We start from the raw sequence: 25,657 nt of genomic DNA, 5'->3' as shown, positions 1-25,657 counted from the left end.
TTTCACGAGATGACGAGGACGTCGCATGATTGATGCCGTATCGGCGCTGGTCCGCGGGACCCGCATGGTCTATACCCCCGGGCTACGCCGTTTCGTGTTCGTACCACTGGCGATCAACCTGGTGCTCTACAGTGCCACGCTGTGGCTGTTGTTCAGCCAGTTCGAGGGCTGGATCGACTACTGGATGCTCAAGGTGCCCAGCTGGCTGGAATGGCTGAGCTGGTTGATCTGGCCGGTGCTGGTGCTGAGTCTGTTGCTGGCGGTGTTCTTCACCTTCAGCCTGGTGACCAATCTGATCGCGGCGCCGTTCTACGGCATTCTGGCCGAGAAGGTCGAGCATCGACTGGATGGCACCCTGATCGAGGATGAGCGTGGCCTGGTGAAGATCGGGATCGACTCGCTGGGGCGCGAGATGGCCAAACTGGGTTACTTCATTCCCCGCATGATCGCGCTGTTCATTCTCGGCTTCATTCCGGGCCTGAATCTGCTCTCACCGCTGCTGTGGGGGCTGTTCTCGGCCTGGAGCATGGCGATCCAGTATCTGGACTATCCGATGGACAACCATCATGTCAGCTTCGGCGACATGAAGCAGCGTCTCAAGGCGCGCTGGTGGCCGTCACTGACCTTCGGTGGTGCCGTGTTCGTGCTGACGCTGGTGCCCTTGGCCAACCTGCTGTTCATTCCCGGGGCCGTGGCGGGTGCCGTCCTGATGTGGCAGAGCCACTACCGACAGCTGCCTGCCCCGCGCCGCTGAGCCAGGCTTTATCGCGAGCGTTGACGAACGCAGATACCACGACGCCCCGCCGTGACCTCATGCAGAGGGCGCGGCGGGGCGTTCGTGTCAGTGGGGCTGCAACCGTCAGGCAGTCGTCGTGCAGCGACGCTCCGCCGGGAAATGACAACGGAAGCGTGCGCCCTCGCCGGGCAGGCTGTCGATCTCCAGGCGGCCCTGATGGCGGATCAGCACATGCTTGACGATGGCCAGTCCCAGCCCGGTGCCACCAGTGGCGGTGCTGCGTCCCTTGTCGATGCGATAGAAGCGCTCCGTCAGGCGCGGTAGATGCACGGGATCAATGCCGTCACCGTCATCCTCCACCTCGACCATCACGCCCTCGGTGGTGCTCTGGCAGCGCAGCGTGATGTGGCAGTCTTCCGGCGTGTAACGCACCGCATTGAAGACCAGATTCGAGATCGCGCTTCTCAGCTCCTGCTCCTCACCCATCAGGGCCAGTCCGGGCTCGACCTCCACTGTGATGACATGTCGCTCCTTCGAGAGGCCTTCGGCATCTTCCCGGATACGCGTCAGCAGCTGCGCCATGTCGATGCGACGTCCTTCGCCCGACAGCTCGTCGGTCTCCAGGCGCGACAGGGTCAGCAGATCCTCGACGAGGTGCTGCATGCGGTCGGTCTGACTCTGCATCTGTCCCAGGCCACGCTGCCAGCGCGGGGGCAGGTCATCGGCATAGTCGGAATAGGTCTCGAGATAGCCGGCCAGTACCGTCAGCGGCGTGCGCAGCTCATGGGAGACATTGGCCACGAAATCGCGGCGCATTTCCTCGAGACGGTAGAGACGGGTGACATCGCGCACCATCACCAGGCGCTCGTTGTCACCGAACAGGGTGATGGAGATCTGCAGGGTCAGGTTGTCGGAGAGCGGCGATTGCAGGGTCAGCGGCTCACGATAGGCCAGCCGATTGAAGTAATCGATGAACACGGGGTCACGCAGATAGTTGGTGACGTGCTGGCCGCGGTCGTGACTGGCCTTGAGGCCGATCAACTGCTCGGCAGCGCTGTTCCACCACTCCATGTCGCCGTGATTGTCGAGCATCACCAGGCCATCGCGCATCGCTTCCGAGGATTCCTGGATGCGATTGAGGATGCTGCGCAGTCGCTCCTGTGCCTGACGCTGACCCTTTTGGTAGCGATACAGACGATCGAGCAGATCCCCCCAGACGCCATCGCCGGGCGGCGGCTCTTCATGGGGGTTGGTGATCAGCCAGGTGTAGAGGCTCTTGAGATGCTTGAGATGGACGAACAGGTACAGCGCCAGCCCCAGCGCCAGGCCCCAGCCCAGCAGGCCGAGCAGTCCGCCGACCAGCCCGAAGCCGCCCGCCAGATAGCCCAGCCGCCATAGCTCGTTCGTCCAGTAGCGCATCCGCGTCTCAGGCCTGGGCGCTGAAGCGATAACCGGTACCGCGGACAGTCTGGATCAAGTGCTGATGCCCCTCGCCCAGCGCCTTGCGCAGACGACGAATGTGCACGTCCACGGTGCGCTCCTCGACATAGACATTGCCGCCCCAGACCTGATCCAGCAGCTGGCTGCGGGTGTAGGCGCGCTCCTGATGGGTCATGAAGAACTGCAGCAGGCGGTATTCGGTGGGGCCGACCTCCAGGGAGTTGCCGTGTGCGGTCACGCGGTGGCTGGCGGGGTCGAGCATCAGACCCTCGACTTCCACCGACTCCTCGACGCCCTTGGGCGTGGTGCGGCGCAGCACGGCCTTGAGGCGTGCCACCAGCTCGCGTGGCGAGAAGGGCTTGGTGATGTAATCGTCCGCCCCGGCCTCGAGCCCCTGGATCTTGTTGTCTTCCTCGCCCTTGGCGGTGAGCAGGATGATCGGCAGCTCCGCCGTGGTCTCGTCACGCTTGAGGCGGCGCGCCAGTTCCAGCCCGCTGGTGCCGGGCATCATCCAGTCCAGCAACAGCAGATCGGGCTTTTCATCGACGACGATGGCGTGGGCGTCCTGGGCATTGTCGGCCTCCAGCACGCGGTAATCCGCCATTTCCAGGGCGACGGCGATCATCTCGCGTATCGAGGATTCGTCGTCGACAATCAGTACGGTCTTGGAGCTCATCGCTAGATCCCATGCAGCAGTCGGCGCACGCGCCAGAATGACAAGTCGATGACGATTACAACCTGCTTATATGACAGTGAGATGACAATCGCCAGCTTGGCAGTTTGCCGCCCGGCTTGCCAGCGAGTCCCTCAACTCTCTCAAGGCGTGAATGTCACGCCTCGCCGCACGAGGAAGATCGCTGGCAGACCGGATGAGGACGCGGGCCCGTTGGCCGGAAAGAGGGGTCAGGCAGCTGGCCAGGTCGCCAGCGCAATGCCCGCGAAGATCAGCAGGCCGGACCAGTGGTTGTTGAGAAATGCCTGGAAGCAGGGGCCACGCTCCCGCTCGCGAATCAGGCGTTGCTGCCAGACGAAGGTCACGGCCGCCGCGGCCAGCCCCAGCCAGTAGAAGATGCCCAGTGCCAGGTGCAGGCCGATGCCGATCAACACCGCCAGCATGCCCAGCTGCAGCAGACCGATCATCAACTTGTCGACGCGGCCGAACAGCACGGCGGTGGACTTGATGCCGACCTTGAGGTCGTCATTGCGATCGACCATCGCATAGGCGGTGTCGTAGGCCACCGTCCACATCAGGTTGGCCGCGAACAGCCACCAGCCATAGGTCGGCACCTCCTCAAGCGTCGCCGCGAAGGCCATCGGAATCGCCCAGCCGAAGGCGGCACCCAGCACCACCTGCGGCAGATGATGGAAGCGCTTCATGAACGGATAGCTGGCCGCCAGCAGCACGGCGATGATCGACAGCAGCACCGTGGTCAGGTTGGTGAAGCACACCAGCACGAAGGCGGCCGCGACCAGCACACCGAACAGGGTCAGCGCCTCGCGCTCCGTGATGCGTCCTGAGGTCAGCGGGCGATCCCGGGTGCGTTCGACATGCTTGTCCCAGTGGCGATCCGCGTAGTCGTTGATCACGCAGCCGGCGGCACGCATCAGATAGACGCCAGCCACGAAGATCAGCAGCGTATCGCGGTCCGGTAGCCCATCGGCCGCCAGCCACAGGGCCCAGAGGGTCGGCCACATCAGCAGCCAGGTGCCGATGGGGCGGTCCAGACGAGTCAGGGCGAGGTAATCGGCCAGTTTGGACGGGCGGGAAGCGGATGACGCTGACATCAGGACTCCTGATCGAACGGCAGTGGGGAATCAGAGTTCCAGAGCATGCTGGAACCGAGGGGTGAAACCTTCCTGGACCAGTACCCGGAAGCGACCGTGCGAGAACATCGAGCGGCGCATCCACAGGCTGGCGGTGCGTGCCAGCGGCTGCGTGCTGGCAAGCCTCAGTGGTGCCCGGCTGACATCGATGGCGCTGCGGGTCAGGTCGGGCTGGCGGAACAGCCAATGGCCCAGCGAGCCTTCGCCGAGCGTCGAAAGACGGTGGCCATGGGCCAGGTCCAGCGCCGCCAGCGAGCGCGCGATCACCCAGGGCTCATCGCCATGACACAAGGCCACTTCGCGCCGCCAGACATGGCGTCGTGGCGCGATACCCAGCATCCGCGCCTCATCCCGCCGGGCAGGGCCGGTGTCCTGCAGCAGCAGGCGCACGCGCAGCCCCTGACCATCGAGCATGCGCATGGCGTGATCGAGACGCTGGGTCAGCGAGTCGCTGGAGGACAGCCATGGCCACCAGCCGGCCGGCATGACGCCTTGCAGGCTCGCGGCGGGCTGCCAGTGGCGGCGGACCGCCGAGTCCATTGCTCTCTGGTGAGCGCAGGGAGTGCTGAGTTCCGAACGAGACATGGCCCGGATGGCGATCTTGCCGGCAAACGCTGCCGAGTGGGAGTGACAGACCACGATGAATTCCCTGTCAGGATGACAAGTGGCGAGTCTAGCACGCCCGAACCGCAAGGCCTGCAGCGTGAGCATGCCCGCGCCAGTGGCAGGCTGGTATGCTGGGGCCCGACTACCCTATTTTCCTCTCGGATCGATCTCAGGAGATGGCGCCATGCGCGACCCTCGTACCCTTGTCATCATCGGCACCGGCATGGCCGGCATTGGCCTGGCGCGTGCCCTGCGTGCGCGTGACAAGGACAGTCGACTGATCCTGGTCAGTCAGGACAGTGGCCACGATTACGCCAAGCCTCTGCTGTCCACCGCCTTTGCCAAGGGCATGAGCGCCCGGGCATTGGCACGGCAGACCTCCGTGGCCCTGGTGGATGAACTGGACGCCGAGCTGCGCACCCATCAGCGAGTGACGAGCATCGATACCCACGCGCGACAGGTCTGGCTGGGCGAGGAATGCCTGGCCTATGACGAGCTGGTGCTGGCACTCGGTGCCGCGCCACGGCGACCCTTCCCCATCGATGACTCGGTCGGCTCGCGCGTGATGAGCATCAATGATCTCGATGACTACGCCGCCTTCAGCGCCACGCTGACGGCAGCGCGTGAGGCGGGGGAGAGTGGCCGTGTCGTGATCGTCGGTGCCGGTCTGGTGGGGTGTGAATACGCCAATGACCTGAAAGCCGCAGGACATGAGGTCACCCTGGTCGCGGTGGAAGACACTCCGCTGGATGGCTTGCTTCCCCAGGCGCTCGGCCAGCGACTTGGCAAGGCCTTCGATGCCATCGGCGTGCGTCGGCTGCAAGGCGAGATGGTCGAGACCATCACCGCCGGCAAGGCAACGCAGGCGCCCGTCAGCGTGGTGCTGCAGAGTGGTCATGCGGTGGAGGGCTCGCTGGTGCTGCTGGCCACGGGGCTCGCGCCACGCATCAAGCTGGCACAGGGCGCGGGGTTGAGTGCTGGTGGGGACGGCATCCGCGTCGATCGTCACCTTGCCACCTCCCGGCCGCATGTCTGGGCGCTGGGAGACTGCGCCAGTGTCGAAGGGGTCAATGCCATGTACGTGCAGCCCCTGCAGGCCGCAGCCCGGGTGCTGGCCGCCAATCTGTGCGGCGAGGCGGTCGAGCTCGACTGGAAGGCCTGGCCCGTGCTGGTCAAGACACCGGCGCTGCCCATCGTGGCCTACCCGCCTCGGACGGCCGTGGCGCGCTGGGACATCACGGGCGAGGGAGATGATCTCGATGCACGCGCTCTCGATGCGAACGAACGCTTGATTGGATATGCGTTGACAGGCGCCTCCGTTCGCAGGAAAGTCGAGCTGGCGCGGCAGGCACCGCCGTTGCTAGGCTAGGCGATGCCATGGCCGATGGTCGCAGACCCCTTGAAGCCAGCGTAGTCAGGCACGATAGTGAAGTTTCCGTCACAGAGCGTCAGGCGAGAATCAGGGACGACGTGTTACCGATGACGTTCACCCCGTGAAAGGGGGACTCGGTATCGCATCGCCCAAGCGCCATGCAATGCCAGCAAGTGCAGCAACATCCGTGCAAGAACAACATTCGTGCAAGAACAACAATGAATCGGCGGCTGAGCCGCCCGTGCAGAATGCCAAACCAGGAGGGCTTTTCATGCGCAAGCCAGAACTCGCTGCGGCCATCGCCGAGCGTGCGGATCTGTCCAAGGACAAGGCTAGTCAGGTGTTGAACGTGATTCTCGACGAGATCACCCACACGGTCGCCAAGGGCAACGATGTTTCATTGATTGGTTTTGGCTCCTTCACGGTGCGTCAGCGTGCAGCGCGTACCGGCAAGAACCCCCAGACAGGCAAACCCCTGACCATCCCGGCCAGCAAGACAGTGGCCTTCAAGCCGGGCAAGTCATTGAAGGATGCGGTGACCAAGTAAGTCTGGTCCACGCCGCCGCGCCCCTGCTGGCGTGGCGGCCCGCCATGCTTGCCCGATGTCAGTATCGATGCCACCGGCTCCGCCACTCGGGCCCGGTGGCATTTTGTCATGGACGGTATCGATGGCTGTTCGCGGCTGACCGCTTGACCGTGCCGCCTCTCAAGGAAGGATTGACGCCATGAAGCTCAAGTTGCTGTTGTGGGTACTGGGCCTGCTGCTCAAGCGTGCCTTCCGGCGCGACCCCGAATTTCGCGCTCAGCTCGAGACGCGTTCGCTGGATTGGGGCGTTGCCACGGAGGATCTGAGCATCGCGCGTCATTATCGGATGTCTCGGGAAGGTGTGACCTCCGGCACCGGTCTGCCGGTGGATACGGAGCTTGAGCTGCGCTTCGCGGATGCTGAGAGTGCGGTGGCCTTCCTGCTCAAGCCGTCTCCCAAGGCCTTCTTGAATGGCATGATGGAGCAGCGCGTGCGTCTGGTCGGGGATTCCGCCCAGCTCAATCGTCTGCAGTCATTGCTCAAGCGGATTCGCTGAACCGACGGCCATGCCGTAGTGACCGAAAAAAACGCCCCGCTGATCTGCTCAGCGGGGCGTTTTTCGTGAGGGCACGCAAGGTGTCACAGCAGATGCTTGAGGCCCGGGATGCCCTCGATGACCTGGTCGACCACACCATCGCCGGCTTGCTCGCGCGCATAGCTCAGCGTCTCATCGGCCACGCCACGTGCCTGATCCATGTTCAGGTCCAGTCCCATCAGCTTCTGGCCCAGCTCCAGTGCTCCCCCTCCGCTGCCTCCGGTGAATGCACTGACCGCCCCCATCAGGCCGCCCATGAGGCCACCGCCCCCGGACTCGGCGGCTTCCTCGCCAGCGCTGCCGATCAACCCTTCGGCGCCCGGAATGGCCCCCAGCAGTGATGCCGCCGGCCCATCCGGGCCCTGTTCACGCACGAACTTGAGAATGAGGCCGACCGCCTGTTCGGCAATCTCCGGTGACAGCCCGAGGGCGCCAGTGACACGTTCGATGAGTGGGTGCATCGGTATTCTCCATGAAATCCGGGGTAGGCATGAGTGGGTAGCATGAGTGGGTAGAGTGGCACGGACGGGGAGTTTGGCGCCTGAAGCGCTTGCCAACGCTTGTGTGAGCCGGAGCTATCGGACACGGCAGAACAGGGTGGTATGCTAGCGGCATAAATCTAAAGTCTAATGCGCTGCTCGCGCCCTGGTCACGGAACACTTCATGACACGCTCCCTGCAACACTCGCTCATCCACTCCCTGCGTCGACTGTGGACGCTGGATGCCTTCAGCTATTCGCTGCGCATGCTCATCGCGCTGGGCGGTGTGATGGCGGTAGGGTTCTGGCTGGACGAGATGGCGCTGGTGATCCCGCTGTTTCTCGGCGTGATTGCCTCGGGACTGGCGGAAACGGATGACCATTGGCGCGGGCGACTGCGCGCGCTGGGCATGACGCTGGCCTGCTTCAGCATCGCCGCCGTCTCGGTGGAGCTGCTGTTCGGCATGCCGCTGCCCTTCGTGATCGGCCTGGCGCTGGCCACCTTCACCTTGCCGATGCTGGCGGCGATCGATGCCCGCTACGGGGCCATCGCCCGCGCCTCGCTGATTCTGGCCGTGTACACCATGATCAGTCTCGAGCAGCAGCATGGCGATGGGCAGATCGCGCTGCTGGAGCGCAGCCTGCCCGAGTGGCTGCGTGAGCCGGGACTGGGCATCAATCTGGTCCAGCCGTTGCTGCTGGTGATCGGCGCGACCTGGTATGGCCTGCTGTCGGTACTGTGGTGCGCGCTGTTCTCGCGTCAGCCGCTCAAGCACAGCATGGCGACCCTCTACCGTGAACTGGGCCGCTATCTGATTCTCAAGGCTCAGCTGTTCGAGCCACTGCGCAACGTGGATCGCTCGGCGCGTCGTCTGGCGCTGGCGGAGCAGAATGGTCGTGTGGTCGTGGCGCTCAACCAGACCAAGGAGATGGTCTTCCGGCGTCTCGCCGGGCGGCGCGACACCAGCAAGCTGGATCGCTACCTGCGGCTCTACTTCATCGCCCAGGACCTTCATGAGCGGGCCAGTTCGAGCCATTACCCCTATGGCCAGCTCAGTGATGCCTTCTTCCACCACGATATCCTGTTCCGCTGTCAGCGCCTGCTGGAGCAGCAGGGCGGCGCCTGCAAGGGGCTGGGCCGGGCGCTGCTGATGCGTCAGCCCTTCGAGGCCAGTGACAGCCAGCAGGCGCTGGAAGACCTCAACGCCTCGCTCGAGTATCTCAAGCAGCAGCATCGGCCTGAATGGCGTCATCTGATGCAGGCGCTGGAGGCGCTGGCGGGCAACCTGCGGTTGATCGAAGGGCAGATCGAGCGACTCGGCGATCTGGAAGCCAGCAGCAGCGAAAGCGACAACAGCCTGCTGGACCGCTCGCCTCACGGCACGCGGGACATGCTCGAGCGCATTCGCAGCCATCTGACCCCGCGCTCGCCGATCTTCCGTCACTCGCTGCGCCTGACCGCGACCCTGGTGGCCGGCTATGGCGTGCTGCTGGCGGTCCACCCGACCCAGGGCTACTGGATTCTGCTGACGGGGCTGTTCGTCTGCCGGCCCAGCTTCGGCGATACCCGGCGCACCCTGGCTCAGCGCATCGTCGGTACCTTGATCGGTCTGCTGGCCGGCTGGGCGCTGATCAGCCTGTTCCCGGCCCCCACCCTCCAGGCCGGCATCGCCGTGGTCGCGGGGGTGCTGTTCTTCGCCACGCGCGGGTCACGCTACACCCTGGCGACGGCGGCCATCACCCTGATGGTGCTGGCCTGCTTCAACCAGGTCGGTGATGGCTTCGATCTCATCTGGCCGCGACTGTTCGATACGCTGGTCGGTGGCCTGCTGGCGGGGCTTTCCGTGGTGTTGATCCTGCCGGACTGGCAGGGCCGCAAGCTCTATCGTCAGGCCGGTGTCAGCCTCAAGACCAGCGGGCGCTATCTGGGGGAGGTGCTGTCCCAGTATCGTCACGGCAAGCGCGATGACCTGGCCTACCGCCTGGCGCGGCGCAATGCCCACAATGCCGACGCCGCCTTCTCGAGCCTGCTGGCGACGGCGCGCAAGGAGCCGGGCCATTTCCGGCGTGACGTGGAACCGGGCTTCGGCTTCCTGCTCCATGCCCATACCGCGCTGGGGTATCTGTCGGCATTGGCGGCGCATCGTGGCGAGCTGGAATCCACCTCGTCCGCCAGCAGCGGCATCGAGACGCTGTTGCGCCATGGCGAGCGCCTGAGCCAGCAGCTGACGGCATTGGGTGAGCAGCTGGAGGCGGGCGGCGAGATCACCCTCACGCTGGACAGCGAAGACGAGATCACGGCGCTGGAGGCCGAGATCGAGCAGGTCGAGTCCACCACCGGGCGCCTGGCGCTGTCACAGCTGATTCTGGTGCTGCGGCTGTTGCAGCCGCTGGAAAGTGCCGGCACCCAGCTGATCAAGGCCAGCCGCGCCAGCTGAGGGCTGGCGCGGCTGGCAAGTGGCCAAGTGAACGAGTGACCAGGTGAACGAGTGCGTTGGGGGACAGGTGGGCAGGGCGCTCAGACGGCGCCGTATTGGCCAGCCGCCTCCCCCAGCCAGCGGCGGATCAGGGGCTCCGCGGCCTGGGGGGCCTCAGTGAGAATGGCGTCGGCCAGGGTGGTGGTCGGGGCGATCAGGTCGCTGTCACGCTCGAGATCGGCGATCTTCATCCCCGCCAGCCCCGTCTGGCGCGTGCCCAGCACTTCGCCGGGCCCGCGCAGCTCCAGGTCCTTCTCGGCGATCTTGAAGCCGTCGGTGGTCTCGCGCATCACCGCCAGGCGTTGCCTGGAGTGCTGAGAGAGCGGCGGATGATAGAGCAGCACGCAGAAGCTCTCGGTACTGCCACGCCCGACACGCCCGCGTAGCTGGTGCAGCTGCGACAGGCCGAGACGCTCGGGGTTGTCGATCACCATCAGGCTGGCATTCGGCACATCGACCCCGACCTCGATCACCGTGGTGGCCACCAGCAGGTCATGTTCGCCTTCCTTGAACGCCGCCATCACCTCGGCCTTCTCGGCCGCCTTCATGCGGCCGTGCACCAGACCGATGGACAGCTCCGGCAACGCCTCGGTCAGCTCGTCACGCGTCACCTCGGCGGCCTGACAGGTCATCACCTCGGATTCCTCGATCAGCGTGCATACCCAATAGGCCTGACGACCCTCGGCGCAGGCGGCGCGAATGCGCTCGACCACCTCGGGGCGCCGCGGGTCGGCCACTGCCACGGTCTGTACCGGGGTACGCCCCGGGGGAAGCTCGTCGATCACCGAGAGATCGAGATCCGCGTAGGCGCTCATCGCCAGAGTGCGCGGGATCGGCGTGGCGGTCATGATCAGCTGATGGGGGGTCAGGCCGCCAGCCTCGCCCTTCTCGCGCAAGGCGAGGCGCTGATGCACGCCGAAGCGATGCTGCTCATCGACGATCGCCAGCCCCAGGCGCTGGAAGGTCACGTCGGCCTGGAACAGTGCGTGAGTCCCGACCACCATGCGTGCCCGGCCATCGGCGATGGCCGCCTTGGCATCCAGCCGCGCCTTGCCCTTGAGCTTGCCGGCCAGCCACGCGACCTCGATGCCCAGCGGCTCCAGCCATTCGCGGAAGTTGCGATAGTGCTGCTCGGCGAGAATCTCGGTGGGGGCCATCAAGGCGGCCTGACAGCCACCACCGATGGCGATCAGAGCCGCCATTGCCGCCACCACCGTCTTGCCCGAGCCCACGTCGCCCTGCACCAGGCGCAGCATCGGCACTTCGCGCGCCAGGTCACGGCGTACCTCATCCAGCACACGGCGTTGGGCGCCGGTCAGCGAGAAGGGCAACTGGGCAAGAAAGCGGGTGCTCAGGCCACCGCTGGCGCTCAACGAGGGGGCGCCATCCTGCTGGATGCGCGCTCGCACCTGCCGCAGGCTCAGTTGATGGGCGAGCAGCTCTTCCTGGGCGAGACGCCGCTGACTGGGATGCACGCCGTCGCTCATCTGATCGACGGGCGCATCCGGCGGCGGCTCATGCAGGAAACGCAGGCACTCGATCACCCCAGGCAGGCGAAAGCGTGCGCGCAGGGCCTCGGGGATCAGGTCCGGCAGCTCATGGGGCGTCTCCTCGAGCTGCTTGAGGGCCTGGCCGATCAAGCCGCGCAGGCGCGCCTGATTGAGTCCTTCGGTGGCCGGATAGATGGGGGTGAGGTGGTCTTCCACCGGGGCCGCGCCCTGACCGAGCAGACGGTATTCCGGATGATAGATCTCGAGACCGGTGGCCCCGGCACGCGCCTCGCCGAAGCAGCGCACGCTGTGGCCACGCTGGAACTGCTGTTGCTGGGCGGGAGAGAAGTGGAAGAAGCGCAGACTGAGGATGCCGCTGCCATCGCGCAGGCGCACCAGCAGGCTGCGCCGGCGACCCTTGACGATGTCGCAGGCCGTCACCTCGCCTTCCACCACGGCCTCCATGCCGCTCTTGAGCGTGCCGATGGGGGTGACGCGAGTCCTGTCCTGATAACGCAGCGGCAGGTGGAAGAGCAGGTCCGCCACGCGCTCCAGTCCCAGCCGCGAGAGTTTCTCGCTCAGCGCGGGGCCGACCCCGCTCAGGCTGTCCAGCGGTTGCGCCAGCGCGCCGGTGGCAAAGACACCGGCGCTGGCGGGCCCGGCAGATGAGGCGTCCGTGCCCGCCCTGCTCATGCCGGTTCGTGGCTCTGGGAAGCGGAACCCTGCATGCCGTTCTCGTTGCTCTGGCGGGCGCGGGTCGAGCACTCGGCGATCGCCTGGCTGATCACGTCAATCGCCTTGGGGCGCGGGAAGCTGGCACGCCATGCCAGCGCCACGCTGCGGCTGGGGGCGGGGTCCTTGAAGGGACGTGTCTCGAGCACGCCGCTCTCGTAATGGCCGGTACCGGTGGCCGAGTAGGGCAGCACGGTGATACCGAGGCCTGAGGCGACCATGTGACGAATGGTCTCCAGCGAGCCCCCCTCGGCGATCAGGGTATTCTCGGGATTGTTGATCTGATGGCCGATGGCCGGACACGCCTCGAGAATCTGATCACGGAAGCAGTGGCCCTCGCCCAGCATCAGAAGGCGCTCATTGATCAATTGCTCCTTGGCGATGCTGTCCTGTTCGAGCAGCGCGTGACCCGACGGCAACAGCACCTCGAAGGGTTCTTCGTAGAGCGTCTTGGTCAGCACGTCGGTCTCGGTGAAGGGCAGCGCCACGATGATGATGTCCAGCTCACCGTTTCTGAGCTTGCGGCGCAGATCGCCGGTCATGCCTTCCTCGATGTAGAGCGGCATCTTCGGCGCACGCCGCGTCAGTTCCGGCACCAGATGCGGAAACAGGTAAGGTCCAATGGTATAGATGGCGCCGATGCGCAACGGGCTGGAGAGCTGATCCTTGCCGGCATTGGCCAGCTCCTTGATCACGCTGGACTGTTCCAGCACGCGCTGGGCCTGCTGAACGATCTTCTCGCCGAGCGGTGTGACCTGTACGGTGGACTTGGAACGCTCGAACAGTGCGACTCCCAGCTCCTCTTCCAGCTTCTTGACGGCCACCGACAGGGTCGGCTGCGAGACGAAGCAGCGCTCTGCGGCGCGTCCGAAATGACGCTCCTGGGCCAAGGTTACGATGTAGCGGAGTTCTGTTAGAGTCATGATTCCTGCCCGGAACTGGCATCCTGGGATGCGGTGGGTACCGATTCGTTTTACCAAGGAGCACGGCAAAGGTGAAGAAGACGAGTCTCATCCTCGGTTGTGGCGACGTTGGCAGCGCGCTGGCGCGCGAGCTGCTCAAGGCCGATCAGCACGTCATCGGTGTCAGACGCGATGTGTCCAGGCTGGCGGATCTCGGTATCGAGACGCTGGCACTGGACATCACCGCGGAAGGTGCTCTGGCCAGCTTGCCAGATGCCGACACCGTGGTACACGTGCTGAGCGCTGACCACTTCGACGAAGACGCCTATCGGGCCGCCTACGTCGATGGCATTCGTGCGCTGGTCGCGGAGCTGGAATCGCGTGCCAACCCGCCGACACGCGTATTCTTCGTGTCCTCGACCTCCGTCTACGCCCAGAAGGAAGGCGAAGAGGTCGACGAGCAGTCCCCCACCGACGCCACCAGCTTCTCGGGGCAGCTGATGCGGGAAGGCGAGCAGGTCCTGCTCGACTCCTCGCTCAATGGCACCGTGGTGCGCTTCTCCGGTATCTACGGGCCGGGTCGCGACATGCTGATCCGTCAGGCGCGCGATGGGCGCATCGCCGCCAGCAATCCGCCACTCTACTCCAACCGCATCCATCGTGACGACTGCGCGGGGGTGCTGGCGCACCTGATCGCACTGAGTCTCGAGGGCAAGCCGGTCGAGCCGATCTACCTGGCCACCGACTGTGATGGTGCACCGCTGCACGAGGTGATGGCGTGGTTGGCACGTCAGCTCAAGGTCGAATCCACCGAGGTGATCCAGTCGCCGCTGCGGCGTCGCTCCAGCAAGCGCTGCGGCAATGCGCTGCTGCTCGAGAGTGGCTATCGCTTCCGTTACCCGACCTTCCGCGAGGGTTATGCCGAGGTGCTCAAGGAACATGGCGTGACGGTACCGGAGAGCGAGCTTTCCGGGCGCTGAGCGCCGCACGGCGATTGACTTGTCCACAGGAGGTCGCGCGTGACGCATCCTGACCGGCTGTGGACAAGTCGAGACGCCGGGAGGAGCTAGGACTGCCTGGCCCGATAACTGACAGTGCCCGCCCCGGGTTTCCGGGGCGGGCACTGTCGTTTCAGCAGACCACGTTTCAGCAGGTCAGGCATTTCGGCAGATCAGGCGGCAAGATCCACCGTGATCAGTCGCCGATGACCATCACGCCCTCGGCTTCGAAAGCCACGCCCTTGGGCAGTGCCTTGACGCCGACGGCGGCACGCGCCGGGAAGGGCGCGCTGAAGAACTCTTCCATCACCGCGTTGACGCGAGCGAAGTCATCGAGGTCCGTCAGGTAGAGGTTGAGCTTGACGATGTCGCCCAGGCTGCCGGCGGCTTCTTCACACACGGCGCTCAGGTTGGTGAACACCTGACGCGCCTGCGCCTCGATACCACCTTCGACGACTTCCATCGTCTGCGGGTCCAGCGGAATCTGGCCGGAGAGATAGACGGTGTTGCCCGCCTTGATGGCCTGGGAGTACGGCCCGATGGCAGCGGGTGCCTTGTCGGTGTTGATGATCGCGCGATTGCTCATGTTGTGCTCCTTGTGACTGTCTTTCCTACTGGTCTTGTGCCAGTTGCCTTGTGACAGTGAATTGCGATTGTGTTTGTGAGTGCGCTGCTCGCCTGTCTCGGCGAGGTGTCGGGCAGAGGCCCGTCGTGTCCATGGACGACCTTGCGGAAGTCCCAAAAACGAAAACCGCGCCGCCCGCCGGTGGCGAACGACGCGGCCTTGAATCCGATCAACTGATGACGCGGGTAATGCGCTCCACGTGCAACAGGTTGCGCATGCGCTTGATGATGCGTGCCAGGTGAATGCGATCACGTACCGCCAGGGTCAGATTGACGATGGCCAGGTGAGCGTCGCGCTCCTCGATGCCGATGCGTTCGATATTGGCTTCCGCATCGGTGACGAGTTCGGCCAGCTCGGCGATCAGCCCGCGCTGGGTCTGGGCTTCGATGCGCAGGGCGACGGTGAAGTCGCCTTCGATCTGCTCGGCCCAGGTCAGCGGGAAGACACGCTCCGGATCGCTGGCCAGCTCGGTCAGATTGCTGCATTCCTGACGATGGACCACCAGGCCCTTGCCGGCTGAAAGGTGGCCCATGATGGGCTCTCCCGGCAGCGGGTGGCAGCAGCGTGCATAGCTGGTGACCATGCTGTCGCCGCCACTGACCTGCATCGGCCCGATGCCACTGTCCTCCGGCTGGACGTTGCCATCCTTGGCCGAGAACTTGGGCTGCTGTGCCGCGGGACTCATCCTGTCGTTCAGCAGGCTCTGCGCCACGCTGTAGGCGGCGCGGGTACCGAGACCTATGGACTCGAGCAGATCATCACGCCCGCCTTCCAGCTCAAGCTCCGCCGCCAGGGTATCCAGGCGCTGGGGCGGCAGCTGTTCGAGGGTGATGTCCAGGCCGGCGAGTGCCTTGATCAGCAGGCGCTGGCCCAATGCCACGGACTCGCTGCGCTGCTGATGCTTGAGGTAGTGGCGAATGGCGGAACGCGCCTTGGCGGTGGTGACGAAGTTGAGCCACGCCAGATTGGGCTTGGCACCCGGTGCGGTGATGACCTCGACGGTCTGGCCGCTCTCCAGTGGCGAGGATAGCGGCGCCAGATGACGATCGATGCGACAGGCGATGCAGCTGTTGCCGACATCGGTGTGCACCGCATAGGCGAAATCGACCGCCGTTGCACCGCGCGGCAGCTCCATGATGTCGCCCTTGGGGGTGAACACGTAGGTATCATCGGGGAACAGGTCGTTCTTGACGTGCTCGATGAATTCCAGCGAGTTGCCGGCATGGCGTTGCATCTCGAGCAGGCCGCGTACCCACTCGCGGGCACGTGCGTGGCTGCCCGCGCCGATGGGACGGTCGGTCTGCCCGGCCTTGTACAGCCAGTGGGCCGCGATGCCGTTGTTGGCCATCGCTTCCATCTCGCGGGTGCGAATCTGTACCTCGATGGGCATGCCGTTCATGCCGAACAGCGTGGTGTGCAGACTCTGGTAGCCATTGGCCTTGGGGATCGCGATGTAATCCTTGAAGCGTCCCGGTACCGGCTTGTAGAGATTGTGCACCACGCCGAGGATGCGATAGCAGCTGTCCACGTCATCAGTGATGATGCGGAAGCCGAACACGTCCATCAGTTCATTGAAGGGCTTCTGCTGGTCACGCATCTTGCGGTAGATGGACAGCAGATGCTTCTGACGGCCGATCACCGAGCCGGGCAGCTGATCGCGCTCCAGCGCGTTCTGCAGGCTGGCCTGGATCTCGCGCATCAGGGTACGACGATTGCCACGCGCGGCGGTGACGGCACGCTTGATGCGTTCGGAGCGCATCGGGTGCAGTGCCTGGAAGGACAGATCTTCCAGTTCGACACGGATGGTGTTGATACCGAGGCGGTTGGCGACGCGGGCGTAGATCTCGAGCGTCTCACGGGCGATGCGCCGCTTCTTCTCGGGGCGCAGGGCACCGAGGGTACGCATGTTGTGGAGACGGTCGGCCAGTTTGACGATGATGACGCGGATGTCCTGGGACATCGCCAGCACCATCTTCTGGAAGTTCTCGGCCTGAGCGACGGCCTTGTCCTCGAAGGTGATCTGGGTCAGCTTCGAGACGCCATCGACCAGCAAGGCCACCGGCTCGCCGAACTGGCCGGCCAGTGCCTCGAAGGTCACGCTGGTGTCTTCGATGACATCGTGCAGCATGGCCGCCATCAGGCTCTGATGGTCCATGTGCATGTTGGCGAGAATGTTCGCCACCGCCAGCGGGTGGGTCACATAGGGTTCACCGGAACGCCTGCGCTGGCCATCGTGGGCCTGCTCGGCGTAATAGAAGGCGCGCCTAACCTGACGGATCTCTTCCTCGGGAAGATAACCGCCCAGGCGGTCTGCCAGGTCATCGATCGTGAACATTCAGCGGCCTTGGCTCAAGGTGGTTCCGGGCCCGCACCCCGCGTGATGGCCATGATGGCGCGACGTTGGAGGTGCGGATCAGCACACGTACAGGAGAGGGAGAGCCGGGGCTCAGTCCTCGATCTGCGGCAGCACCGGCTTGCGCTGGATCGGAGCTTCGACCGGCTCATTCAGGATGTCGCGGTTGACCAGACCCGCCGCCACTTCGCGCAGGGCCAGTACGGTCGGCTTGTCGTTTTCCCACGGCAGTTGGGCGTTGCGGCTGCCACGTGACAGCTGACGGGCACGACGAGTGGAGATCATCACCAGCTGGAAGCGGTTGTCGACGTTCTCGAGGCAATCTTCTACGGTTACGCGGGCCATGGCAGTGCACCTTCAATAGCGGGATATTCGGGGGTTCGCTGTCGGCGTGTAATCAGCGCAGAGTGCCGCGACCGCTAGGGGCCGCATACCCTGATCATCTGACAGTATCTCGCACACGACGCAAGCACAATGCCGCTGCGCCAGCCCGCCAGGGGCGAGACAGCGCAGCGGCCAATGATTCTGAAAGGGAATCGAGTCTACTCGACGCCCTTGTAGCGTGACAAGTAGGGCGCTATCCGGTGGCGCGACATGGCGCGCTCTCGGCGGCGTAAGCGACCAGAGCGCGCATGATCAGCACCGTAGGCCGCAACAAGTCCTTGTCATGTTTGGACTTCGTGCACGGGCGTCATCCGGCGAGCAGGGAGTCCAGCAATGCGGCATGGCGCGCCTGGACGCGCGGGCGGCGTGCGCGCTCGGCGGTGATCAGACTGCACAGCTCGTCCAATGCCTGAGTAAAATCATCGTTGATGACGATCAGGTCGTACTCGTCGTAGTGGGACATCTCGCTGACGGCGTCACGCATGCGCCGGGCGATGACGTCTTCCCCATCGGTACCGCGGCCGGACAGACGCTCGAGAAGCGCTTCACGCGACGGCGGCAGGATGAAGATGGAGACGGCTTCCGGCACCTGGGCGCGTACCTGCTGGGCACCCTGCCAGTCGATCTCGAGGATGACGTCCTCGCCCTTGCTCAGGCGAGCTTCGACCGCCGGACGCGAGGTGCCATAGAAGTTGTCGAAGACCTGGGCGTGCTCGAAGAAGTCGCCCTGCTCGATCATCGTCTTGAAGTGATCGACATCCACGAAGTGGTAGTTGACGGCATCCTGCTCGCCCGGGCGCTGGCCGCGGGTGGTGTGCGAGACGGATACGCCGATGCCGTCCATGCGCTCCAGCAATGCCTTGACCAGTGTGGTCTTGCCGGCGCCGGAGGGCGCGGAAATGATGTAGAGAGTGCCACGGGCGTTGCTGGCGGCAGTGGAGGGTGCTGATGATGTCGAAGACATGGAAGGGATCCGCTTGCTGTCGCTGAATCGGCGCATTATCGCACACTCACCCCTGCTTGGGCTGCAGGCAGACATGACGGTGTCATGTACCGATGTTGCACTTCCGGCACCACAGTTGTCGTGATGAATCGGTTGGGCCGGCGTGGCGTTATCTGCAACAATGGTCGTATATTTCATTGATCGCTCAAGCATCGGCCAGCCCGCGAGTCGGCTCGGCCCCATGAGGGATCGCACGGTTTGCTGACGCCTCGCCCAAGGCAACTTGATGGGGGGGGCCACATACCGTATGCCAGACGATAGAGCAGCGCCATGACGTGCAGCAGGCGTCCAAGAGAGACGCCACGCACGAGCGCATCACCTGTTACCTGTCCCGCGCGCCATTCATTCCCGCCTTCCTGGCAGATGATGAATGGCGCGCGGTCTTTTGCCTTGCGTAGCGCCAGCCATGCGCAGGCAATGCCATCCGTGGCCTGCACCTGTCAGCGGTGCTGCGGATGAGCACGGACACGGGTGATATCCCCTTTCAAGTTTCAGGAGACCCGGACATGTCTGCCTCCCCCGTTGCGCGCCATCCGCGCATCGCCGAACTGGCGCTGGCACTCGGTGCCTTTGCCATCGGCACTACCGAATTCGTGATCATGGGGCTGATGCCCAACATCGCCGCGGACTTTCAGGTGTCATCCCAGCAGGTCGGCTATGCCATCAGCGCCTATGCGATGGGGGTGGTAGTCGGTGCTCCGCTGATCTCGGCGCTTGGCGCACGCCTGCCGCGGCGTGGCCTGTTGATCGGCCTGATGCTGCTGTTCGCGCTCAGCAACGTGGCCAGCCTGATGGCCCCCTCACTGACCAGCTTCGCCGCGCTGCGCTTCATCGCGGGGCTGCCGCATGGCGTCTATCTGGGGGTGGCCGCACTGGTGGCGGCGGATGCTGCTCCCGCCGGCGAGCGTGGCCGTGCCGTCGGGCGCGTGATGATGGGGCTGACGGTGGCGATTCTCATCGGGGCGCCAGCGGCGACCTGGTTCGGCAGTCTGTTCGGTTGGCATTCCGCGTTCCTCCTCGTCGGCCTGCTGGCGCTGGCGACGGCCGTGCTGGTGCGTGGTTTCGTGCCCTATCAGGCAGGCAATCAGAACGCGACGCCGCTGACCGAGCTGGCCGCGCTGATCAAGCCGCGGGTGCTCTATACCCTCGGCATCGCCTGCATCGGTTTCGGCGGCATGTTCAGTGTCTACAGCTATGCGGTGGAGACGCTCAACGTCCAGGCCGGACTGTCCCAGAACCTGGTGCCGATGGTGCTGGCCGTCTTCGGGGTAGGCACCATCATCGGCAACCTGATCGGTAGCCGTGCTGCGGACATCGACCTGATGCGCACCATTCCTGCCGTGCTGATCTGGAGCGCGCTGGTACAGGGTGGCTTCTACTTCGCCGCCGACGGTGTCTGGAGCGGTATCCTGTTCGTCGGACTGGTCGGCACGGGCATCGGCCTGGCACCGGCGCTGCAGATGCGCCTGATGGATGTGGCGGAAGACGCCCAGACCATGGCGGCGACCCTCAATCATGCGGCCTTCAACATCGCCAATGCGCTGGGCGCCTGGTGTGGTGGCCTGGCCTTCGCGTATGGCCCGTCCCACTCCTCCATCGGCCTGGTCGGGGTGGCCATGGCCATCGCCGGCTTGATCGTCTTCCTGCTCGGGCAGCGCCATGAGCGCCGCGAGTTGCAGACGGCTTCCGCCTGATGTGTGCATGAAGCGAGGCCGTGAAAGCCCCGTGAGCACAAGACGTCGCAACGCAGAACGCCGCCCTTCGGGGCGGCGTTCTGCGTTTCTGGGGCTCATCAGTGGCAAGGGACTGTCAGCATCTCTGGCGAGCGCGCGTCGGTGACATGCCGAAGTAATCCCGAAAGCAGTGACTGAAATGTGTGGTGCTGACGAAGCCGCAGGCCACGGTGACATCGGTGATGCTGGCATTGCCCTGGGTCAGCAGCTGGCGGGCGCGTGTCAGGCGCATCTCCAGATAATGGCGAGATGGCGTGGTATCCAGATGTCGCGTGAAAAGCCGCTCTATCTGGCGCCGCGACAGGGAGACGCAGTGCGAGATGTCGGTCATGCTCAGCGGCTCCTCGAGGTTGCTGCTCATCAACTCCAGGATGGAGCGCAGTGCCTCGGGAAGGTGACTGTCCGGTGCGGGCAGCGTCTGCTCGACATGCCACGGACTGGGCGTGGCCGGGCGCTCGCAGGCCAGAATCTCCTCGACGCTGCGCGCCAGATCCTCTCCGTGACGCTGACGCATGCCTTCCAGCATCATGTCCAGCGCACTGGCGGCGCTGGCGCTGCTGAGACGCGCTTCCTCGACGACCAGCGGGGCTCGGGACAGCTCGAGCGCGGGGAAGGTCTCGCTGAACAGCGCCGCGTTCTCGGGGTGAATGGTGCAACGATGGCCCTCCATCACCCCGGCCGAGGCCAGGAAGTAGCTGCCGTTCCACAGACTGCCCAGGCGACAGCCCTGCTGGGCGGCACGGCGCAGCAGGTCGTTGAGCTTCGGGATCTCTTCCAGCATCACGCGATAGCCTCCGCACACGATCAGCAGATCGCACTGGGCGGGGTCCAGCTCGGCAAGCGTCAGGCCGGGCATGATGTCGATGCCCAGATCGCTGCGTACGCTGCCATCGTTCAGGCCACAGGTGTGCAGGCGATAGAAGGGATCGTCACGGAGCAGATTGGCAGTCACCAGCGCATCCAGCCCGGAGGTGAAGGCGGGGAGGGAGAAGTGCTCCAGCAGCACGAAGGCCACATCGAGCGGTGCGCTCCGGGAGCAGGTCACGTCCTGAAGCAGACGCTGGTTGCGCAGTTTCATCGAGGGGGTGAAATCACGGCGGCGAGGCGATGTCATGGTATCGAGGGAGCACTATCGCGGATGAAGGAGGGGGCGGGGCAGGCAATGCCTCACGTGTCAGCTTCATCCTCTCAGGAGTTGGCAGGCACGGCGAGTGGCAATCCGGTGTCCTTGTGTTGGGCAGAATGTAATGCCGCTGTGGGCTTGGTGATACTTCGCGTAACACAGCAGTAAAATCATGGACTTGTCACAGCGATGCCAAGGGTGTGGCTGATAGACTGCCCGGCTAATCAGACCATGCCCAGAGGCAGATAAATGACGGATACCACCCGGACCCTTTCGTCCGGCGCCGCAACTTCAGCAGCCCCTACCCCTTCCCGCGCTTCCTCCCGGGGCCTCGACTGGCCCGTCTTCCTCCTCAGCGGTGGCGTGATGGCGGTGTTCGTGATCGCCGCACTGGTCAATCTCGAGGGCGTCTCGTCGCTCATCCAGCATGCCTTCGATCTCTCGACCGCCTACTTCGGTGCCTATTGGCAGGCGCTGATGATCGCCACCTTCCTTGTCGCCATCGGCATGACGTTCGGTCGCACGGGACGGGTGGTGCTGGGTGGCCTGGACACGCCGGACATTTCCACGCCGCGCTGGATGGCGACCATCCTGTGCACATTGCTGGCGGGGGGTGGCGTCTTCTGGGCAGCGGCGGAGCCGATCGCCCACTTCACCTCGCCGCCGCCGGTGTTCGGCCCGGACGCCGCCGTGGGCAATCTCGATGCTGCCTACAACGCGCTGGCGCAGAGCTTCATGCACTGGGGATTTCTCGGCTGGGCGGTTCTGGGCAGCCTGACCGGCGTGGTCTTCATGCATCTCCATTATGAGAAGGGCCTGCCGCTCAAGCCGCGCACGCTGCTCTATCCGCTGTTCGGCGACCGGGTGATGCGTGGACCTGCGGGAGCGCTGGTGGACGCCTGCTGCGTGCTGGCGGTCATCGCGGGCACCGTGGGGCCAGTGGGCTTTCTCGGCATCCAGCTCAGCTTCGGGCTCAACGCGCTGTTCGGCATTCCCGACACCTACACGACGCAACTGGTGCTGTTGGCCATGTTGACCGCCGTCTACACCCTGTCAGCGGTGAGTGGTGTCATGCGCGGCATTCAATTCCTGAGCAGCGCCAATGTGCTGATCGGCGGCGCGATGTTGCTGTTCATCCTGATCATGGGACCGACGGAATTCCTGCTCAAGGCCTTCCCGCTGGGCATGGTGGACTACCTGAAACACATCGCGCCGATGGCGGTCTTTCGCGCGGACACTGGGTGGCTGAACAGCTGGACGCTGTTCTTCTGGGGCTGGTTCATCGGTTTCGGACCCCTGATGGCGATGCTGGTCGCGCGTATCTCGCGGGGCCGCACGCTGCGCCAGATGGTGTGGTTGATCACTCTCCTGTCGCCGCTGGCGACCTGCGTGTGGTTCACCATTCTCGGTGGCAGCGGTCTGGCCTTCGAGCTGGCCGATCCCGGCAGCGTGTCCGGCCCGTTCACCGGCTTCAACCTGTCGGCGGCCTTGATCGCCATCACCCAGCAGCTGCCGTTCGGTTTCATCATGTCCGTGATGTTCCTGATTCTGTCGGCATTGTTCGTGGCCACCACTGGCGACTCGATGACGTATGCCATCTCGATGGTGATGAGTGGTCACGACGCCCCGCCGCGCAGCGTGCGCGTGTTCTGGAGTCTGATCATGGGCGTGGTGGCAGCCTTGCTGATCTCGATGGGCGATGGCGGCATCAATGCACTGCAATCCTTCATCGTCGTCACCGCCGTGCCGGTCTCGCTGATCCTGTTGCCGAGCCTGTGGAATGCGCCCGGCATCGCGCGCAGGATGGCCCGCGAGCAAGGACTCTGATTCATCCTCATGACTCATCCGACATGACTTTGGCCGGCATGATTCGCCCGGCAGGATAGGCAGGGCCATGTCATCCGATGACGAGAAAGAAGACGCCGCCCTCCAGGGCGGCGTCTTCATGAGGAGAGGGACTGAGGGCACAAGCGGCGCGAAGGGGCACGACTCGAAAGATGCGTCATGTTACGGCGCGCCAAGAATGTAAAACGGCTGTAGGCTTGATGATACGTCGCGTTACATAGGTGTAAAAACAACCGCTTATCGCCTATTTCCTTCTGTCTCGACTGATACACTGCACCGTCACTCAGATCATGCCCAGAGGCTGACTAATGACGGATTCTTCCCGGACTGTTTCGTCCGGCTCCGCCACACCGGTAACTCCCCCCGCTGATTCCGCACACTCCCCGCAAGGTATCGACTGGCCTGTCTTCATCATCAGTGGTGGCGTGCTGGCGCTGTTCGCCATCGCCGCACTGGTCGATCTCGACGGTGTCTCCGCGCTCATCCAGAGTGCCTTCGGTGTCTCGACCCACTACTTCGGTGCCTACTGGCAAGCGCTGATGCTGGCGACCTTCGTCATCGCCATCGTGCTGACCATCGGCCGCACCGGACGGGTGCGCATGGGTGGACTCGCCGCGCCGGATATCTCGACGCTGCGCTGGATGGCCATCATCCTGTGCACGCTGCTGGCGGGCGGTGGTGTCTTCTGGGCAGCGGCCGAGCCGATCGCTCACTTCACCTCGCCGCCGCCGGTGTTCGGCGCCGATGCCCCGACGGGCAACGCCGATGCCGCCTACAACGCGCTGGCGCAGAGCTTCATGCACTGGGGCTTCCTGGCCTGGGCGATGCTCGGCAGCCTGACCGGCATCATCTTCATGTACCTGCACTACGAGAAGGGCCTGCCGCTCAAGCCGCGTACGCTGCTCTACCCGCTGTTCGGCGACCGCGTCATGCGTGGCCCCGTCGGCGCGCTGGTGGATGCCTGCTGCGTGCTGGCGGTGGTCGCCGGTACCGTCGGCCCCATCGGCTTCCTTGGCCTGCAGGTCAGCTATGGGCTCAACGCGCTGTTCGGCATCCCCGATACCTACGCGACCCAGCTCACCCTGCTGCTCGTGCTGACCGTCATCTACACCCTGTCAGCGGTGAGCGGCGTGACCCGTGGCATCCAGTTCCTGAGCAGCACCAATGTCCTGCTCGGCGGCGCGCTGTTGCTGTTCATCCTGATCATGGGCCCGACCGGCTTCCTGCTGGATGCCTTCCCGCAAGGGCTGGTGCGCTACGTCGGCGACTTCGTCTCCATGTCCACCTTCCGTGCTGACGATGGCTGGCTGAATGGCTGGACGCTGTTCTTCTGGGGCTGGTTCATCGGCTATGGTCCGCTGATGGCGATGTTCGTCGCGCGCATCTCGCGTGGCCGTACCCTGCGTCAGATGGTGCTGTTGATCGCGGTCATCTCGCCGCTGGTCACCTGCCTGTGGTTCACCATCATCGGTGGCAGCGGTCTCGCCTTCGAGCTGAGCAACCCGGGCAGCGTCTCCGGCCCGTTCACCGGCTTCAACCTGCCGGCAGCGCTGATCGCCATCACCCAGCAACTGCCGTTCGGCTTCACCATCTCGGTACTGTTCCTGGTGCTGACCACGCTGTTCGTCGCCACCACCGGTGACTCGATGACCTACGCCGTCTCGATGGTGATGAGCGGTCACGACAATCCGCCGCGTGGCGTGCGCGTGTTCTGGAGCCTGATGATGGGCGTGGTCGCGGCGCTGCTGATCTCGATGGGCGATGGCGGCATCAATGCGCTGCAATCCTTCATCGTCGTCACCGCCGTGCCGGTGTCACTGATTCTGCTGCCCAGCCTGTGGAACGCTCCGCTGATTGCCCGCCGCATGGCGCGTGAGCAGGGCGTCTGATCGGCTCGCACGCTCGAGAGCAATGAGCGTGTCGCACCATCAAAAACGCCGCCCCGAGGGGCGGCGTTTTCGTGTCTGGCGATCAGACGTCAGTCATCAGACGCTGACGTTCAGCGTCACATCGATATTGCCACGCGTCGCGTTGGAGTAAGGGCACACCTGGTGCGCCTTCTCGACCAGCGCATCCGCCTCGGACTTGTCCATGCCCGGCAGGCTGATATCTAGCGCCACCTCGATACCGAAACCGGCCGGAATCTGGCCGATACCCACCTTGCCGGTGATCTCCAGGCCTTCCGGCAGCGTCACGCCGTCAGTGCTGGCCACGTGCTTCATGGCACCGATGAAGCAGGCAGAATACCCCGCCGCGAACAGCTGCTCCGGGTTGGTGCCTTCACCGCCACCACCGCCCAGCTCCTTCGGCGTGCTCAGGGTGACATCCAACGCCCCATCGGAAGAACGCGACTTGCCTTCACGACCCCCAGTGGTAGTGGCTTCTGCACGGTACAGCACTTGTTCGATAGACATG

Annotated in this window: 22 protein-coding genes; 9 read left to right on the top strand and 13 right to left on the bottom strand. The window is 64.5% G+C overall.

Features of this window, described 5'->3' with window-relative positions; translation table 11 throughout:
• The first annotated feature begins 25 nt into the window (after positions 1–25).
• A complete protein-coding gene (cysZ, locus tag BOH68_RS17295; protein ID WP_077379846.1) occupies positions 26–754 on the top strand; it encodes a sulfate transporter CysZ in 729 nt (242 codons plus the stop codon).
• A gap of 105 nt (positions 755–859) precedes the next feature.
• On the opposite strand, the gene phoR is transcribed toward cysZ, so the two are convergent.
• The 4 genes from phoR to BOH68_RS17275 all read right to left on the bottom strand — a co-directional run bounded on the left by phoR (position 860) and on the right by BOH68_RS17275 (position 4,639).
• Positions 860–2,155 carry a phosphate regulon sensor histidine kinase PhoR gene (gene phoR / locus BOH68_RS17290; protein ID WP_077379848.1) on the bottom strand — a complete coding sequence of 432 codons (1,296 nt, stop codon included), beginning with the start codon at positions 2,153–2,155 and terminating at the stop codon, positions 860–862.
• 7 nt (positions 2,156–2,162) lie between these two features.
• Positions 2,163–2,852, bottom strand: coding sequence for a phosphate regulon transcriptional regulator PhoB (gene phoB / locus BOH68_RS17285; RefSeq protein WP_077379851.1), 690 nt, complete (start codon positions 2,850–2,852; stop codon positions 2,163–2,165).
• A 227-nt stretch (positions 2,853–3,079) separates the two neighbouring features.
• Positions 3,080–3,961, bottom strand: coding sequence for a 4-hydroxybenzoate octaprenyltransferase (gene ubiA, locus BOH68_RS17280; protein ID WP_077379853.1), 882 nt, complete (start codon positions 3,959–3,961; stop codon positions 3,080–3,082).
• Between the two features lie 30 nt (positions 3,962–3,991).
• Entirely contained in the window at positions 3,992–4,639 is a 648-nt protein-coding gene (locus BOH68_RS17275) for a chorismate--pyruvate lyase family protein (RefSeq protein WP_240704350.1), read from the bottom strand.
• A gap of 151 nt (positions 4,640–4,790) precedes the next feature.
• Here BOH68_RS17275 and BOH68_RS17270 point away from each other — a divergent pair, with 151 nt between their 5' ends.
• From BOH68_RS17270 to BOH68_RS17260, 3 genes are all read left to right on the top strand, one after another.
• Positions 4,791–5,975, top strand: a complete 1,185-nt coding sequence (locus tag BOH68_RS17270) for an NAD(P)/FAD-dependent oxidoreductase (RefSeq protein ID WP_077379858.1) — start codon at positions 4,791–4,793, stop codon at positions 5,973–5,975.
• Positions 5,976–6,249: 274 nt separating this feature from the next.
• On the top strand, positions 6,250–6,525 hold the full coding sequence (locus BOH68_RS17265; protein WP_024952843.1) for an HU family DNA-binding protein: 276 nt from the start codon (positions 6,250–6,252) through the stop codon (positions 6,523–6,525).
• A gap of 178 nt (positions 6,526–6,703) precedes the next feature.
• Entirely contained in the window at positions 6,704–7,060 is a 357-nt protein-coding gene (locus BOH68_RS17260) for a hypothetical protein (RefSeq protein ID WP_077379860.1), read from the top strand.
• Positions 7,061–7,143: 83 nt separating this feature from the next.
• On the opposite strand, the gene BOH68_RS17255 is transcribed toward BOH68_RS17260, so the two are convergent.
• On the bottom strand, positions 7,144–7,560 hold the full coding sequence (locus tag BOH68_RS17255; protein WP_077379862.1) for a DUF2780 domain-containing protein: 417 nt from the start codon (positions 7,558–7,560) through the stop codon (positions 7,144–7,146).
• A 202-nt stretch (positions 7,561–7,762) separates the two neighbouring features.
• Between BOH68_RS17255 and yccS the strand changes: the two genes are divergently transcribed.
• Entirely contained in the window at positions 7,763–10,015 is a 2,253-nt protein-coding gene (gene yccS, locus BOH68_RS17250) for a YccS family putative transporter (protein ID WP_077379864.1), read from the top strand.
• Positions 10,016–10,095: 80 nt separating this feature from the next.
• On the opposite strand, the gene recG is transcribed toward yccS, so the two are convergent.
• Together recG and BOH68_RS17240 are read right to left on the bottom strand one after the other, a co-directional pair.
• On the bottom strand, positions 10,096–12,237 hold the full coding sequence (recG, locus tag BOH68_RS17245; protein ID WP_077379866.1) for an ATP-dependent DNA helicase RecG: 2,142 nt from the start codon (positions 12,235–12,237) through the stop codon (positions 10,096–10,098).
• The gene (locus BOH68_RS17240) at positions 12,234–13,199 is read right to left on the bottom strand and encodes a hydrogen peroxide-inducible genes activator (protein ID WP_077379868.1); all 966 of its coding nucleotides are present in this window, start codon (positions 13,197–13,199) and stop codon (positions 12,234–12,236) included. Before BOH68_RS17240 ends, recG begins: the two co-directional genes overlap by 4 nt.
• A 71-nt stretch (positions 13,200–13,270) precedes the next feature.
• Here BOH68_RS17240 and BOH68_RS17235 point away from each other — a divergent pair, with 71 nt between their 5' ends.
• The gene (locus BOH68_RS17235; RefSeq protein ID WP_077379870.1) at positions 13,271–14,158 is read left to right on the top strand and encodes an NAD-dependent epimerase/dehydratase family protein; all 888 of its coding nucleotides are present in this window, start codon (positions 13,271–13,273) and stop codon (positions 14,156–14,158) included.
• Positions 14,159–14,372: 214 nt separating this feature from the next.
• On the opposite strand, the gene BOH68_RS17230 is transcribed toward BOH68_RS17235, so the two are convergent.
• From BOH68_RS17230 to gmk, 4 genes are all read right to left on the bottom strand, one after another.
• Positions 14,373–14,762 (bottom strand): RidA family protein, encoded by a 390-nt coding sequence (locus BOH68_RS17230; protein WP_077379872.1) that lies wholly within the window; start codon positions 14,760–14,762, stop codon positions 14,373–14,375.
• A 208-nt stretch (positions 14,763–14,970) separates the two neighbouring features.
• Positions 14,971–17,136 (bottom strand): RelA/SpoT family protein, encoded by a 2,166-nt coding sequence (locus BOH68_RS17225; protein WP_077379874.1) that lies wholly within the window; start codon positions 17,134–17,136, stop codon positions 14,971–14,973.
• Between the two features lie 111 nt (positions 17,137–17,247).
• Positions 17,248–17,499, bottom strand: coding sequence for a DNA-directed RNA polymerase subunit omega (gene rpoZ / locus BOH68_RS17220; protein WP_077379876.1), 252 nt, complete (start codon positions 17,497–17,499; stop codon positions 17,248–17,250).
• Positions 17,500–17,845: 346 nt separating this feature from the next.
• Positions 17,846–18,502 carry a guanylate kinase gene (gmk, locus tag BOH68_RS17215; protein WP_077380016.1) on the bottom strand — a complete coding sequence of 219 codons (657 nt, stop codon included), beginning with the start codon at positions 18,500–18,502 and terminating at the stop codon, positions 17,846–17,848.
• Positions 18,503–19,047: 545 nt separating this feature from the next.
• On the opposite strand from gmk, the gene BOH68_RS17210 reads away from it, so the two are divergent.
• Complete coding sequence (locus BOH68_RS17210; RefSeq protein WP_077379879.1) at positions 19,048–20,235, top strand: MFS transporter; 1,188 nt, start codon at positions 19,048–19,050, stop codon at positions 20,233–20,235.
• 115 nt (positions 20,236–20,350) lie between these two features.
• Here the strand turns inward: BOH68_RS17210 and BOH68_RS17205 are convergent, their stop codons facing one another.
• Positions 20,351–21,352, bottom strand: a complete 1,002-nt coding sequence (locus BOH68_RS17205) for a GlxA family transcriptional regulator (RefSeq protein ID WP_255304485.1) — start codon at positions 21,350–21,352, stop codon at positions 20,351–20,353.
• Between the two features lie 294 nt (positions 21,353–21,646).
• Between BOH68_RS17205 and BOH68_RS17200 the strand changes: the two genes are divergently transcribed.
• Both BOH68_RS17200 and BOH68_RS17195 read left to right on the top strand, forming a co-directional pair.
• Complete coding sequence (locus BOH68_RS17200) at positions 21,647–23,224, top strand: BCCT family transporter (protein WP_077379883.1); 1,578 nt, start codon at positions 21,647–21,649, stop codon at positions 23,222–23,224.
• Positions 23,225–23,550: 326 nt separating this feature from the next.
• A complete protein-coding gene (locus BOH68_RS17195) occupies positions 23,551–25,131 on the top strand; it encodes a BCCT family transporter (RefSeq protein WP_077379885.1) in 1,581 nt (526 codons plus the stop codon).
• A 96-nt stretch (positions 25,132–25,227) separates the two neighbouring features.
• Here the strand turns inward: BOH68_RS17195 and BOH68_RS17190 are convergent, their stop codons facing one another.
• Complete coding sequence (locus tag BOH68_RS17190) at positions 25,228–25,656, bottom strand: organic hydroperoxide resistance protein (RefSeq protein WP_077379887.1); 429 nt, start codon at positions 25,654–25,656, stop codon at positions 25,228–25,230.
• Between the last annotated feature and the right edge of the window lies 1 nt (position 25,657).

The organism is Cobetia sp. MM1IDA2H-1 (genome assembly GCF_002916775.2).
GTDB lineage: Bacteria > Pseudomonadota > Gammaproteobacteria > Pseudomonadales > Halomonadaceae > Cobetia > Cobetia marina.
Note: the sequence above shows the minus strand (reverse complement) of the source record. Positions and strands in the feature narration are given on the sequence as shown.

What these genes read in the sequence shown, in the direction of transcription:
- cysZ (WP_077379846.1), top strand. Translation starts at nt 26, where the DNA reads ATGATTGATGCCGTATCGGCGCTGGTCCGCGGGACCCGCATGGTCTAT.
- phoR (WP_077379848.1), bottom strand. Translation starts at nt 2,155, where the DNA reads ATGCGCTACTGGACGAACGAGCTATGGCGGCTGGGCTATCTGGCGGGC.
- phoB (WP_077379851.1), bottom strand. Translation starts at nt 2,852, where the DNA reads ATGAGCTCCAAGACCGTACTGATTGTCGACGACGAATCCTCGATACGC.
- ubiA (WP_077379853.1), bottom strand. Translation starts at nt 3,961, where the DNA reads ATGTCAGCGTCATCCGCTTCCCGCCCGTCCAAACTGGCCGATTACCTC.
- BOH68_RS17270 (WP_077379858.1), top strand. Translation starts at nt 4,791, where the DNA reads ATGCGCGACCCTCGTACCCTTGTCATCATCGGCACCGGCATGGCCGGC.
- BOH68_RS17265 (WP_024952843.1), top strand. Translation starts at nt 6,250, where the DNA reads ATGCGCAAGCCAGAACTCGCTGCGGCCATCGCCGAGCGTGCGGATCTG.
- BOH68_RS17260 (WP_077379860.1), top strand. Translation starts at nt 6,704, where the DNA reads ATGAAGCTCAAGTTGCTGTTGTGGGTACTGGGCCTGCTGCTCAAGCGT.
- BOH68_RS17255 (WP_077379862.1), bottom strand. Translation starts at nt 7,560, where the DNA reads ATGCACCCACTCATCGAACGTGTCACTGGCGCCCTCGGGCTGTCACCG.
- yccS (WP_077379864.1), top strand. Translation starts at nt 7,763, where the DNA reads ATGACACGCTCCCTGCAACACTCGCTCATCCACTCCCTGCGTCGACTG.
- recG (WP_077379866.1), bottom strand. Translation starts at nt 12,237, where the DNA reads ATGAGCAGGGCGGGCACGGACGCCTCATCTGCCGGGCCCGCCAGCGCC.
- BOH68_RS17240 (WP_077379868.1), bottom strand. Translation starts at nt 13,199, where the DNA reads ATGACTCTAACAGAACTCCGCTACATCGTAACCTTGGCCCAGGAGCGT.
- BOH68_RS17230 (WP_077379872.1), bottom strand. Translation starts at nt 14,762, where the DNA reads ATGAGCAATCGCGCGATCATCAACACCGACAAGGCACCCGCTGCCATC.
- BOH68_RS17225 (WP_077379874.1), bottom strand. Translation starts at nt 17,136, where the DNA reads ATGTTCACGATCGATGACCTGGCAGACCGCCTGGGCGGTTATCTTCCC.
- rpoZ (WP_077379876.1), bottom strand. Translation starts at nt 17,499, where the DNA reads ATGGCCCGCGTAACCGTAGAAGATTGCCTCGAGAACGTCGACAACCGC.
- gmk (WP_077380016.1), bottom strand. Translation starts at nt 18,502, where the DNA reads ATGTCTTCGACATCATCAGCACCCTCCACTGCCGCCAGCAACGCCCGT.
- BOH68_RS17210 (WP_077379879.1), top strand. Translation starts at nt 19,048, where the DNA reads ATGTCTGCCTCCCCCGTTGCGCGCCATCCGCGCATCGCCGAACTGGCG.
- BOH68_RS17205 (WP_255304485.1), bottom strand. Translation starts at nt 21,352, where the DNA reads ATGAAACTGCGCAACCAGCGTCTGCTTCAGGACGTGACCTGCTCCCGG.
- BOH68_RS17200 (WP_077379883.1), top strand. Translation starts at nt 21,647, where the DNA reads ATGACGGATACCACCCGGACCCTTTCGTCCGGCGCCGCAACTTCAGCA.
- BOH68_RS17195 (WP_077379885.1), top strand. Translation starts at nt 23,551, where the DNA reads ATGACGGATTCTTCCCGGACTGTTTCGTCCGGCTCCGCCACACCGGTA.
- BOH68_RS17190 (WP_077379887.1), bottom strand. Translation starts at nt 25,656, where the DNA reads ATGTCTATCGAACAAGTGCTGTACCGTGCAGAAGCCACTACCACTGGG.